This is a genomic window from Streptomyces sp. GL_148, assembly GCF_057834205.1.
On the sequence record NZ_CM174396.1, the window covers coordinates 8,379,282 to 8,390,982 of the forward strand.

At 73.7% G+C, this 11,701-nt stretch carries 11 protein-coding genes; 7 read left to right on the plus strand and 4 right to left on the minus strand.

The window, feature by feature from the left end; genetic code table 11:
- Positions 1-31: 31 nt before the first annotated feature.
- A complete protein-coding gene (cynR, locus tag AC3IYI_RS37720; protein ID WP_489407929.1) occupies positions 32-937 on the plus strand; it encodes a transcriptional regulator CynR in 906 nt (301 codons plus the stop codon).
- Here cynR and AC3IYI_RS37725 read toward each other — a convergent pair.
- Positions 922-1,875, minus strand: a complete 954-nt coding sequence (locus tag AC3IYI_RS37725; protein WP_489407930.1) for a helix-turn-helix transcriptional regulator — start codon at positions 1,873-1,875, stop codon at positions 922-924. The two genes, cynR and AC3IYI_RS37725, sit on opposite strands and share 16 nt — an antisense overlap.
- 424 nt (positions 1,876-2,299) lie before the next feature.
- On the opposite strand from AC3IYI_RS37725, the gene AC3IYI_RS37730 reads away from it, so the two are divergent.
- Positions 2,300-3,109, plus strand: coding sequence for an alpha/beta fold hydrolase (locus AC3IYI_RS37730; RefSeq protein ID WP_489407931.1), 810 nt, complete (start codon positions 2,300-2,302; stop codon positions 3,107-3,109).
- A gap of 20 nt (positions 3,110-3,129) precedes the next feature.
- On the opposite strand, the gene AC3IYI_RS37735 is transcribed toward AC3IYI_RS37730, so the two are convergent.
- Entirely contained in the window at positions 3,130-4,815 is a 1,686-nt protein-coding gene (locus AC3IYI_RS37735; protein WP_489407932.1) for a peptide-N4-asparagine amidase, read from the minus strand.
- Positions 4,816-5,193: 378 nt separating this feature from the next.
- Here AC3IYI_RS37735 and AC3IYI_RS37740 point away from each other — a divergent pair, with 378 nt between their 5' ends.
- Positions 5,194-5,919: a DUF4232 domain-containing protein gene (locus AC3IYI_RS37740; protein WP_489407933.1), complete on the plus strand. Its 726-nt coding sequence runs from the start codon at positions 5,194-5,196 to the stop codon at positions 5,917-5,919.
- A gap of 95 nt (positions 5,920-6,014) precedes the next feature.
- Positions 6,015-7,595 carry a serine/threonine-protein kinase gene (locus AC3IYI_RS37745; protein ID WP_489407934.1) on the plus strand — a complete coding sequence of 527 codons (1,581 nt, stop codon included), beginning with the start codon at positions 6,015-6,017 and terminating at the stop codon, positions 7,593-7,595.
- On the opposite strand, the gene AC3IYI_RS37750 is transcribed toward AC3IYI_RS37745, so the two are convergent.
- Positions 7,592-8,020 carry a ribosomal maturation YjgA family protein gene (locus tag AC3IYI_RS37750; RefSeq protein ID WP_489407935.1) on the minus strand — a complete coding sequence of 143 codons (429 nt, stop codon included), beginning with the start codon at positions 8,018-8,020 and terminating at the stop codon, positions 7,592-7,594. The two genes, AC3IYI_RS37745 and AC3IYI_RS37750, sit on opposite strands and share 4 nt — an antisense overlap.
- Before the next feature lie 202 nt (positions 8,021-8,222).
- Here AC3IYI_RS37750 and AC3IYI_RS37755 point away from each other — a divergent pair, with 202 nt between their 5' ends.
- Entirely contained in the window at positions 8,223-8,879 is a 657-nt protein-coding gene (locus AC3IYI_RS37755) for a lysophospholipid acyltransferase family protein (RefSeq protein ID WP_489407936.1), read from the plus strand.
- Between the two features lie 45 nt (positions 8,880-8,924).
- Here the strand turns inward: AC3IYI_RS37755 and AC3IYI_RS37760 are convergent, their stop codons facing one another.
- Positions 8,925-9,740, minus strand: coding sequence for an NAD(P)-dependent oxidoreductase (locus AC3IYI_RS37760; protein ID WP_489407937.1), 816 nt, complete (start codon positions 9,738-9,740; stop codon positions 8,925-8,927).
- 58 nt (positions 9,741-9,798) lie between these two features.
- Between AC3IYI_RS37760 and AC3IYI_RS37765 the strand changes: the two genes are divergently transcribed.
- Together AC3IYI_RS37765 and AC3IYI_RS37770 are read left to right on the plus strand one after the other, a co-directional pair.
- Positions 9,799-10,698, plus strand: coding sequence for a LysR family transcriptional regulator (locus tag AC3IYI_RS37765; RefSeq protein WP_489407938.1), 900 nt, complete (start codon positions 9,799-9,801; stop codon positions 10,696-10,698).
- Positions 10,699-10,872: 174 nt separating this feature from the next.
- Positions 10,873-11,514, plus strand: coding sequence for a gamma carbonic anhydrase family protein (locus tag AC3IYI_RS37770; protein ID WP_243329589.1), 642 nt, complete (start codon positions 10,873-10,875; stop codon positions 11,512-11,514).
- Positions 11,515-11,701: the final 187 nt, after the last annotated feature.

The window sequence follows — 11,701 nt, forward strand, 5'->3', positions numbered from 1 at the left end:
ACTTCTTATAGATGCCATCTATACTCGGTCCATGGCTCTGGAACTCCGTCACCTGCGCTACCTGCTCGCCGTCGCCGAACACGGCAGCTTCACCCGCGCCGCCGAAGAACTGCGGATCTCCCAGCCGACCCTGTCCCAGCAGATCAAGCAGCTCGAAGGCGCCGTCGGTGTCCAGCTCCTGGACCGCACCGGCCGCGGGGGCGTCCGCCTCACCGATGTCGGCGAAACCTACGTCCACCACGCCCGCCGGGCCCTGCGCGACCTCGCCGCAGCCGAACGTGCCGTCCACGACGTCGCCGATCTCTCGCGCGGCCACCTCCGGCTGGCCGTGACGCCGACGTTCACCGCCTACCTCGTCGGGCCGCTGGCCGCGGAGCTCCACGCCCGCCACCCCGGCATCACCCTGGACGTCAAGGACATGGCCCAGGACCGCATCGAAACGGGTCTGCTCGCCGACGAGCTCGACCTGGGGATCGCCTTCGACGGCCCGCACCTGCCCGGTATCACCGCGACCCCGCTGTACGCCGAGACCCTCAGTCTCGTCACCGCCGCCCGGCCCGCCGCCGGTCCGCAACCGGCGTTGTCCGTAGCCAGTTTGGCGGACCGTCGACTAGCCCTGCTCAGCGGGGATTTCGCCACGCGAGGTCATATCGACGCCTATCTGACCGGTCATCGGGTACGGCCGCGCATCGCGGTGGAGGCCGATTCGGTCCAGACCCTCACCGAAATCGTCCAGCGCACCGACCTCGCCACCGTCCTCCCCGACGCGGTCACGGAGGACCACCCCCACCTCGCGCCCGTCCCCCTCGAACCGGCCCTGCCCACCCGCACGGTCGCCCTCCTCCGGCGTGAGAACGCCTACCGGAGCGCGGCCGCAGGCGCGTTCACCCGACTCGCCCACCACCACGTCCGGGCCCGCGGCTACACCCCGGCCTGAGCGGCATCGCCGCGCCCCGCGCGGCGCAGGGCCGCGGGCGTGCTGCCGTACCAGCGCTTGACGGCCCGGCGCAGGGCGCGGGCGTCGGCGTAGCCGCTCCGGGCCGCGATCGAGTCGACGCTGAGGTCGGTGTCGTGGAGCAGCCGGGCGATGTGGTCCCGGCGCACGGTCTCGACCTCCTCGCTCCACGTCGTTCCGTGCTCTTCGAGGCGCCGCTGGAGGGTCCGCGCGCTGATGGTCATGCGCCGCGCCACCGAGGACAGCGTCGGCGCACCGTCGTCGTGGGCGGATGCCAGGGCGGTACGGAACAGATCCAGCCAGTCGTGCAGCGGGATCGCGCTGGCGAGGGTCTGCTCGGCGTGCCGGCGCAGCACGGCCGACAGTCCCGGCTGGGCGTGCGGCGTCGGAGTGCTCAGGTCCGCGGTGCGGAAGGTGATCGAGCTGGCCGGGGCCTCGAACTCGATCTTCCGGGTGCCGTAGAGCTCGATGAGGGAGTCGTGCCGGAACGGCGCCTTGGCGGCGAGGGAGACGTGCAGGGGAACGAGGCTGCGCCCCGCGGCTTCGCCGAGGCGGCGCCGGTACAGGCCGAGGGCGTAGCCGCGGATGCCGCAGGCCGCCTCGTAGGCTATGTCGGCCCGGTTGACGTGGCTGATGGTGACGCGCTCGCCGTCCTCGGTGATCCGCATGCCGTCCGTCAGGGGGTCGGCGACGGCGGCGAAGTAGGCCGCGGCGTCCCGGATCCCCTCGAGCGGAGTGGGCGCGGAGGTGATCAGGTAGTCCCAGACCCCGAAGGTGCCGATGCCCGACTCCTGTGCCAGCAGCACGGACATCTCGGTCCAGTGGGCCTGGACCGTCGTGAGCTCCGCGATCCGGATGGCCGTCGCCGCGGGGGTGCGGCACAGGTCGTCGTTGAGGTGCTGGGGCGCCGTGCCCGGCAAGTGGGCGTATCCGTGCGGGGGTGTGCCGACCAGCCGCGCGACGCTGACGCTCAGACGGGTAAGGGCGGAGGAGGTTGTCCCCTGATGTGCATGCGAGACCACAGCGGCTGAGCATAGTCCAGTCCGAAGTGCCAGGTCATCGTGGGGGTTAGGGGCCTGCTGTCCCCAACATGGCGCGCAGGGTCCCCCCGTGGCGCGATCGGTCCCCTTGCTGGCGCGTGCGGCCATGGGGGAGGTGAACCGCCCTGCCATAGTGTGGTGATCGTTCCCGCCCGGTACGGACTGCACGGACGGCACGGATGGCACGGACGGAGCGGAGCCCTCCCACGGGGGTGGGGGGCTCGCGGTCCGGCCGGACGCGGCCGGTACCGGGTCTCCGCGCCCGGGGCGCGGAACAACGGAAGCGAATGCTGGGGGAATCGACATGTTCACGGTGGTCTCGTCCGACGGCACGGCGATCGCCGCCGAGCGCCACGGCGCCACGGGTCCGGTACTCATCCTCGTCGGCGGCACCCTGATGACCCGGGCCCGGCACGCACCGCTCGCCGCCCTCCTGGCAGACGGGTTCAGCGTCGTCAACTACGACCGCCGGGGCCGCGGCGAAAGCGCCGACCACCCCGTCTACGCGGTGCAGCGCGAGGTCGACGACCTCGACGCGCTGATCGAGCACGTGGGCGGGCCGGTGCTGCTCTTCGGGATGTCCTCCGGAGCCGTCCTGGCCCTGGAAGCCGTGGCCCGCGGCAGTTCGGTCTCCGCCCTGGCCCTCTACGAGCCGCCGTTCGTGGTCGACGGGACCCGCCCGCCGCTGCCCGCCGACTACGTGGACCGCGTGGAAGCCGCCCTGGCGAGGGGGAGCGCCACCGAGGCGCTCACCCACTTCCTGACCACGGGCCTGGCCATGCCCGCCGAGGACATCGCCAGGATGCGGAACACCCCGGTCTGGGCCGCCTGGGAGGCCGCCGCCCCGTCCCTTCCCTACGACGGCCGGCTGATGGCCGCCACCATGTCCGGCCGGCCGCTGCCCACCGACCGGTGGTCCTCGGTGAGCGTGCCCGTCCTGGTCGCCCACGGCGGCGCGGGTGACACGTACATGGCCCACGCGGCGAAGGAACTCGCCTCCCACGGCGAGAACTACACCCTGCACACCCTCCCCGGCCAGAACCACGCCGTGGACCCGCAGGCCCTGGCGCCCGTGCTGACCGCCTTCTTCAACGGCCTGGTCCTGGACGCGTAGCCGGCCGGGGAGGGCCGCGCTCAGCAGCGGCGGCGGTCCTGGGTGACGGCGCCCTGGGCGGTGGCCACCGTGCGGTCGTAGCAGCCGCCCGGCACCCCGGTCCCGTACAGCCTGTAGCGGGCGGAGGTGGTGGCGACCGCGTGCCGCTGGTCGCGCGGGACGTTCGCGGTGTAGGTCGCGTCGCCCGTGTACCGGTCGTCGAGCCGGGACCGGCCGGTCTCCCGGCCCCCGCGCAGGACCACGGTGTCCGCACGGTCGCCGAGCGCGAGGACGGTGCGGAGCCGGTCGCCCGCACCGAGGGTGGTCTCGCCGTCCATGGTGTACGTGCGGCTGGTCCGCGTGGTGACGGCCCCGCGCGTCACGCTCTCCTCGTCGGTCCAGGTCGCGGTGAGCGCGTCCCGGTCCTCTCCCTCGGTCCAGCGGTGGACGGAGCCGTGGTGCACCGCGCGGCTGACCGTGGTCGTGACCCGGCCGTGCGAGGTGTCCAGGTACCCGGCCACGGTCAGCCGGTGCCCGCCCTCGGTGTCCACCCGGTGCTCGGCGCCGGGCGCCGCGGGCGTCCAGCGCGAGGAGTTGGCCGGATCGCTCTGTTCCTCCCGGGTCAGGGCCCCGCCGACGACCTCACGGCCCGCGTCCTGCCAGAGCAGCAGATTGGTGGGGGTGCTCCAGCCGCTCTGCCCGTCCGGAACTCCGGCGACGGAGACCTCGATGCGGTGCGGACGGCCGTCGTTGAGGAGGGCGGCGTACGGGGTGAGGTCGTAGCGGAGAGGCTGCACGTCGAAGGCGCGCGGGCCCGGGGTGACGTACCAGAGGAACGGGTTGGACCAGCCGCCGGTCCAGACGGTGGGGAAGGGCGCGGCGATGCCGGCGAGCCTGCCGTCGACGGAGATCCGGACCTCGCGGTGGGGGCCGCCGGCGGCCTTGCAGGAGTACGGGGCCGGGTCCGGGGCGGTCAGGTACCAGTACTCCTCGCAGCCGCCGCCGGAGCCCGTGGCGTAGACCTCGGCGAGGAGGCGCTCCGTGTTGCGCGGGAGGGTGACGGCCGGGGTGGTGAGCGGGAGGACCCGGTCCGGGGGGACGACCCGCTCCGGCGTGCGGCCGGCTGTCGTGCCGCCCTCGGCCGCGTAGAACGTCAGGGTGACCTTGACGTCGATGACACCGGTGTAGGTGTCGTTCACGACGTTGCCGATGAGCATCTCGACGGGCTGGGGGCGGCTCAGGGTGTCGCGGTACTGGGTGACGTCCTTCTCGACGGACCAGGCGATGCCGTCCGGCGAGGGCTGGGGGGTGGAGGTGCGGAAGAGCTCCACGCCACCGACGGAGAGGTTGCCGAGGCGGTCGTACTGGCGCCCCTTGACCTTGCCGTCGAGACGGAGCACCACCTTCGCCCAGTCGGACGGGCCGCAGGCGGTGGGAGGTGCGTAGGAGCCCCGGTACGGGGTGAAGTCGCGGAACTGCGCTTCGGCGAGGGGCACCTGGCAGGACCGGGTCGCGGGCCGGGCCACGGGCGGTGCGGCGGTGAGCGGATCGTGCCAGTCCGTTCCGAACTCGGCGGGCGGCTGCGCGCCCGTCGCCGCCGCTGCGGGGGCTGCGTCCGGCGTGGGCGTGCCGCCGGGTCCGGCCGCCGCTGCCGGGCCCGCGGCCGTGAGGGTGGCGGCCGCGAGGGCGAGCGCGCCGAGCGCGCCCGTGAACCTGTGTCGTCTCATGGGCCCGCAGTGAAACCCGGCCCGGCCCGGGGGCGCCAGCGCGGTGACCCGGCCTTGGCCGGATCCCGTAGGTATGGGTGGCGGGCACCGCATCCCGCTGTCGCCTTCGCCTTCGCCTTCGCCGTCGGCCCCCCGTACGGTCGTCGCCCGGTCGGCCCGTCATCTGACCGAAGCGTGCCGTTCTCGTCCCTGCTTCGTAACAGGTGTCTGACGCCCCGTGGATGAGGGGAATCTGCTCATGCAGGCCGGCTGAGGTGCCGGTACGGAGCGAGGCGGAGGCCACGGCGGCCCGCCGCCGAACCTTTCGTGGCCACCGCGGTCTGTGCTCATCATCGGGAGTCGACAGCGGCCGCGTAGGGCCGACAACGGGGGAACACCATGAACACTGCTGCCCGCACGAGCCACAGGGGCTGGAAGACGTACGTCATCGGGGCCGCGACGGTCACCGCGCTGCTCGCGTCCGCGGCGTGCTCGCCGAGCGGGGGCGACGGGCCGGACGACGGCAAGCCCACCGCCCGGCCGAGCAGCCCGGGCACGCCGAGCACCTCGGGTACGCCGAGCGAGACCGGCTCCCCGAGCACGCCGAAGCCCGGCGACACGCCCTCGGCGCAGCCGACCCCGGGAGCGACCGGCACCGGCGGCAGTGGTGGCGGGGCCGTCGCCCTCTGCGCCCCGGGCGACGTCTCGATCACCACCAGCACCGAGGACGAGAAGGGCCAGAGCGTCCGGCACATCCTCCTCACCCTCACCAACACCAGCAAGAAGGCGTGCAAGGTCTACCACTATCCCCTCGTCCAGCTCGGTGACGCCCGGCGGCTGGTTCCCGAGATCAAGGAGAGCGCCCCGACTCCCGGGACACCGTTCGAGACCATCGCTCCGGGCAAGCAGACGCACGCCGCCCTGCTCCTGAACGGCCCCATGGACGAGGCCCCGGCGAAGACCATGACCGTCCAGCTCCAGGACCGCCGGCCCGGGAGCACGTTGGGCCAGCCGGTCAAGGTCGCCTTCCCCGGCGTCGACACGGTGTACTACAACGACTTCGCCAAGGTCACCCACTGGATGACCGCCTCGGGTCTGGCCCTGCGCTTCATCATGTCGTCCTGACGATCCGGCCCCCTGCAGGTCCTCTAAGGTGGCTCCACCGGCCGGTCCGTGCGCCCCGCGCGTACGGACAACGGCCTTGTGGACAGGGGGAGTCGGTGGAATCACTGCGGCCCGGCGACCCGCCGGAGATCGGCGGGTACCGCCTGCTGGCACGGCTCGGCGAGGGCGGCATGGGCGAGGTCTTCCTGGCCCGCACGGCGTCCGGCCGGCCGCTGGCCCTCAAGACCGTCCGCCGGGAACTGAGCGGGGACGGCGACTTCGCCGAGCGCTTCGCGCGGGAGATACGCGCCAACGACCGCGTACGTTCACCGTGGACGGTCTCGGTGGTGGACTTCAGTGCTCCGGGGGCGTCCCCGCAGTGGCTCGCCACGGAGTACGTCGCCGCGCCCTCCCTGGGCGAGTGGGTCCACCGGCACGGACCGCTGGCCGAGCCGGCCCTGTGGAGCCTGGCCCGGGAACTCCTCGCCGCGCTCGTGGCCGTACGGGCGGCGGGCGTCGTCCATCGCGACATCAAGCCGGGGAACGTGCTGCTCGGCCGGGAGCGGCCCTTCCTCATCGACTTCGGCATCGCGCGTGCCGTGCACGACCCGCGCCACACCCGGACGGGATCGGTCATCGGCACGCCCGGATTCCTCGCGCCGGAACAGGCGGCCGGATCCGTGGCCGAGGCCCCGGCGGACGTGTTCTCGCTCGCCGCGGTCCTCGTCCACGCGGCCACCGGCCGCAGCCCCTTTCTGGCCGACGGCGAGGAGCCGGAACTCCCCGGCCTCCTCTACCGGATCGTGCACGACGAGCCCGCCCTCGACGGAGTTCCCGAGGGGCTCCGTTCCCTGCTGGGGGAGTGCCTGGCCAAGGATCCGCAGGAGCGGCCGACCGCCGACGAGGCGCTGGCCGGGGTCGGCTCGGCAGGGGAGGACTGGAGTGGGGCGCTACCGTCTTCGCTGGCGGCGGAGACGAACCACCGGGAGGCCGGACTACGCCGCATCCTTGCCGCGTCCGACCCGCTCCCCGTGTCTGTGCCTGCGCCTGCGCCTGCGCCTGTGCTCGTGCCCACGCCTCCCCCGGCACCTCCCGCGGTGTTCGCGGCGACCCCGCCGCTGCCCTCCGCCCTTCCCGCCGGGCCACGACGCGCGCCCTGGGTGCCGGGTGCGGCCGTCGGCGCCGCAGCCCTCGTCGTCGCGGCCACCCTCGTGATCAAGATGCCTTGGGGCGGGGGCGGGGGCGGGGGCGGGGGCGGAGGCAGGGACGGATCGGCGACCCCGTCCGCTTCCGCGTCGGCGCTACCGCGGTCGTGGGTCGGTACGTGGACCGGCACCGGCCCCGGGACACCCGACGCGGACGGAGTCTCGAGGGCCAGGACGGGCGCGTTCTCCGTCACGGTCACGCTGAACTCAGGGTCCGTCGGCGACCTCGTGGGCCGCCAGGTCAGCGAGGTGAAGGAGGTCGCCACCGGACGGAACCTGGGGTGCACGGAGGCCCTGGAAGTGCGCCAGACGACCGGGGACAAGGCGGTCTTCGTAGCGGTGACCAGCCATCCGACCGACCCCGCGGCCGCCTTCGACTGCCCCAAGAACAACCTCTACGTGCTGACCCTGGCGGAGCCCGACCGGCTGACCCTGGAGACCGAAGGGGCCCAGTCTGCGGGCGCCCCCGCGGCACTGACCCGCAGTCGCTAGGCCGTCTGCGGCGACAGACGCCCCGCCGCGGTGTGGCCCAGCCAGCCGACGGCCGCGCCGACCGCGTACCAGAACAGGTCGGGCGGATTGAAGGTGGACCCGAGGACGAGGCGGGCGACCGCACTGTGCCGGGAAAGCTCCGCCGGCACCCCGGTGAGCTGGAGGAACTCCACCATCCAGCTCACCGCGAGAGCGCCCGCGGCAGCCTTCAGGGCGGTCACCCGCGGCAGGGCCAGCACGATGAAGGCGAAGATCAGTACGGTGTACAGCGCGTCTCCGCCGTACTTGGCCAGGTCGCCCGTCGCCACGGCCCGTAGCCCCAACCCCGCGCCAACGGTCACCACCACCGCAGCGGCTGCCGCCAGACGGGTCCGGGCCCGGCGGGGTCCGGCATGGTCACGACTCGCAGGCACGTAGAGGGTCACGTGGACCACCCTGCCAGACGGCCGCCGCCCTCCTTTCCGGCCATCGCGCCCGCGCCCGCTCGAGCTCCCGCTCCCGCAGGGAAGCGGAAGGGGCCGCGTGGAGCACGTACCCAGGCGGGTTGAGTAGGGCGACTCATGCCGGACCGGGCCACGGCCGACACGCTGGGGGCACGAAGACCGCACACCTCGGAGGTTCGATTCCATGATCAGCCGCGTCGCCGCCGCCCTCGCCCCGGTGTTCGGGCGGATGACCGTCTCCGAGGACACGTCGGGCCCCGTCGTCGGCGGGACCATCCTGGCCGCCAACCACACCAGTCTGGCCGACCCCGTCATCGTGGTCGCCGCTCTGCGCCGGCTCGGCGTCGACCCGGTGGTCATGGCCACGGCCGGGCTGTGGCGGGTCCCGGTGCTCGGCGGCGCGCTCGCCCGCGAAGGGCACATCCCGGTCCACCGGGGTACCGCCCGCGCGGCGAGTTCCCTGGCCGACGCCGCCGAGGCGCTGGCGGCGGGGCGGTGCGTGCTGATGTACGGGGAAGGCGGCATCCCCGCCCGCCGCGACTCCGGGGAAGCCGCGCCCCTGCCCTTCCGCAGCGGCCTGGCCCGGCTCGCCCGGGCCACGGGAGCACCCGTCCGCCCCGTCGGTCAGGCCGGCGCCCGCCGTGTGAGCTCCGGGACGACGGCCAAGCAGCTCGCCGGAGTCCTCACGGCCCCGGTCCGCCGGCCACGCCTGCACGTTCACGTGGGCGCGCCCCTGTTCCTGCCGGACGGCCTCTCCGAGGCAACGGCCGCGGCCCACGGGGCGGTCACCACGGCCTGGCAGACGGCGCTGTCCGGGCTCGCCGGAGTCGGCCGGCCGTAAGCCGCCCGGAAGAAGCCCTGCTCCGACGGGCTCCGACACACCCCGTCAGCGGACCGGACGCAGGGCCGCCAGGTCGCGGGCGGCGAGTTCGGGGCGGGCGGTGAGGGCGGTGTGCACCGCGTCCAGGACCGGCAGTTGGGCGTGGCGGCGGGCCAGGCCCACGTCCTTGGCCGCCAGCGCCACGGGGAAGTGGGAGCCCTCGGCGTAGGCCCGGGCCACCGCACCGGCCAGCGGCCCGCGGGCCAGCTCCGAGCGCAGCAGCTCCTCCGGCAGGCCCAACGAGGCGCCGAGCTCCAGGGCTTCGGCGACCAGCGCGACGCCGCCGATGGCCGCGTTGATCAGGACCAGCTTGAGCGCGGCGCCGGAGCCCACCGGACCGCACTCGGTCACCTCGCCGAGGGTGTCCAGGACCCGGCGGACCGGGCCGGGCAGCGGGCCTCCGGCCAGCACCCACAGCTCACCGGAGGCAGCCCGGTCCACGCTGCCCATGACCGGGGCGTCGGTGAGCAGCACTCCGGAGGGCAGCCGCCCCGCCAAGTCCCGTACGGCCTGCGGGCCGACGGTGGAGGTGTCGATCCAGTGGATGCCGGGCCGCAGGGCGGGCAGCAGCTCCTCGGCGACGGCGTGCAGGGCCGCCGGGTCGGCGAGCATGGTGATCACGAGGTCCGCCTCGCGGACCGCCTCGGCGGGTGTGGCCACCGGGACCGCGCCGGCCTCGGCGAGCGCGCGGGTCTTGTCGGGGGAGCGGTTCCAGACGGTCAGCCGGTGGCCGGCGGCGAGCAGTCGGCGGGCCATCGGCGCGCCCATGCTGCCCAGACCGAGGAAGGCGACGTGCGGCGTGGTGTCCGCGGTGGTGTTCATGGCTTCGACGCTAGGTCCGCCCCAGTCATGCGACAAGCGAATGAATAGCATGCCTCCCATGCCGATCCCGCATGACCTCTACGAGGTCTTCCGCAGCGTGGCCCGCCACGGCTCCTTCACCGCCGCCGCCCAAGTCCTGGGCTACACCCAGTCCGCGGTGTCCCGGCAAGTGCAGACCCTGGAAGAGGAATGGGGCACCCCACTGTTCGACCGGCTGCCGCGCGGGGTGCGGCTCACCGAGGCCGGCCGGGCCCTGCTGCCGCACGCCGAGGCGGTCGACGAAAGGCTGCGCACCGCCCGCGCCGAACTGGGTGCGCTGCGCGCCCTGGGCGGGGGCCGCCTGCGGATCGGTGCGTTCTCCACCGCCGACGCCGCCCTGCTGCCCCGCACCCTGGCGGCGTTCCGGGCCCGGCACCCCGCGGTGCGCGTGACCCGTACCGAGGGCGGATCCGCCCGGCAGCTGGCGCTGCTGGCCGCCGGGGAGCTGGACCTCGGTGTGGTCGGGACGGCCTGCGGGCAGCCGCTGGAGGGCTGCGAACTGCACCACCTGCTGGACGAGCGGATGTACGTGGCGGTGCCCCGTGGCCACGCGCTGGCCGGACGGCGCTCGGCCCGGCTGGCGGAGTTCGCCGGGGAGAAGTGGATCGCTGCGAGCAGCCGTCCCGAGGAAACCCTGATGGCCGGCGTCCTGGCCCGGGGATTCCAGCCCCGGATGGGCTTCCTGGCCGCCGACTGGATCGCCAAACAGGGCTTCGTGGCGGCCGGCCTGGGGGTCACCCTGGTGCCCGAGCTGGCGGCCTCCTCGGCCCGCGCCGACATCGCCCTGGTCCCGCTGCGGGCGGAGGACTCCCCGCGCCGCGAGGTGTACGCGGCGACCCCCCGCGGCGCGGCCCCCTCACCCGCGACGACCGCCTTCCTGGCGCTCCTGCGCTCAGTGGCCGCCGAGTTGACGGCCTAGCCCGTCCATCCGTCCACGCACCAACAGCCGTACAGCATCCGCGCGTTGGTGCTAGTTCCGTATCGGCCAACGTTCGTCCTGTAGTGCCTCAGATCGCGGATGGCACATGTCTCGGCGAACGCGACGTCGGAAATCCGCCAGCATGCTCGCGGTCAGTCGGGCGAGAATCCGCTCATGATCGCTGAAGCGCAGGGAATCCGCATCCGGCACCGCGGGCATGAACCGCAGGTCCATCCCACCGCCTACGTCGCCCCGACGGCCACGCTCGTCGGTGATGTCCGCGTGGGGCCAAGGGCGCGGGTGATGTACGGTGCGGTGCTCGATGCCGAGGGGTCTCGGATCGAGGTCGGGGAGGCGGCGGTGATCTGCGAGAACGCGGTGTTGCGCGGGTCTGCGGTCGCCGGCGATCAGCCGGTGCTTGTCGGCGACCACGTCTTCGTGGGGCCGCATGCCACGCTGCTGGGCTGCGAGGTCGGCAGATGCGTCTATGTGGCGACCGCGGCGACGGTCCTGCAGTGTGCACGGTTGGGGGCCGGCTCGGTTGTCGCTGTCGGCGCGCTCGTCCATGCGCGCACCGTTCTGCCGGACGAGTACTTCGTGCCGCCGCACACCGTGGCGCTTGACGCGCCGGTGCGGCTGCTGGCCCCTGGCGATCCGGGCCTGGCCGAGGCCGTCGGGCGGGTGGGCTTCGCGCAGGTGGCGTTCGGCGTCGACGCGGAGTGGACCGACCGGATCAGCCGGTACGAGCGCATCGCGGAGGTGCGCGTCGCCGAGTTCGGCACGCACGCGGACGATGAGGTTCTGAATCTCGGCTAGTGCTGTGGCCGGAAAGGTTCACCGGGTCGCGGCGTTCGGTGCGGTGCATCGCAAGGCGGAGGACCGCGCCTCGTACTGGACGTACCGGCGTGGTCCGACAACGCGGCGAGGTGCCGTGCCGGGCGTCGCGACCCGGTGAACCTTTCCGGTCACAGCACTAGCGCCGTATCAGAGACCCTTGTGCTGT

Excerpts from the sequence above, each read along its gene's own strand:
- cynR (WP_489407929.1), top strand. The coding sequence starts at position 32 with ATGGCTCTGGAACTCCGTCACCTGCGCTACCTGCTCGCCGTCGCCGAA.
- AC3IYI_RS37730 (WP_489407931.1), top strand. The coding sequence starts at position 2,300 with ATGTTCACGGTGGTCTCGTCCGACGGCACGGCGATCGCCGCCGAGCGC.
- AC3IYI_RS37735 (WP_489407932.1), bottom strand. The coding sequence starts at position 4,815 with ATGAGACGACACAGGTTCACGGGCGCGCTCGGCGCGCTCGCCCTCGCG.
- AC3IYI_RS37740 (WP_489407933.1), top strand. The coding sequence starts at position 5,194 with ATGAACACTGCTGCCCGCACGAGCCACAGGGGCTGGAAGACGTACGTC.
- AC3IYI_RS37755 (WP_489407936.1), top strand. The coding sequence starts at position 8,223 with ATGATCAGCCGCGTCGCCGCCGCCCTCGCCCCGGTGTTCGGGCGGATG.
- AC3IYI_RS37760 (WP_489407937.1), bottom strand. The coding sequence starts at position 9,740 with ATGAACACCACCGCGGACACCACGCCGCACGTCGCCTTCCTCGGTCTG.
- AC3IYI_RS37765 (WP_489407938.1), top strand. The coding sequence starts at position 9,799 with ATGCCGATCCCGCATGACCTCTACGAGGTCTTCCGCAGCGTGGCCCGC.
- AC3IYI_RS37770 (WP_243329589.1), top strand. The coding sequence starts at position 10,873 with ATGATCGCTGAAGCGCAGGGAATCCGCATCCGGCACCGCGGGCATGAA.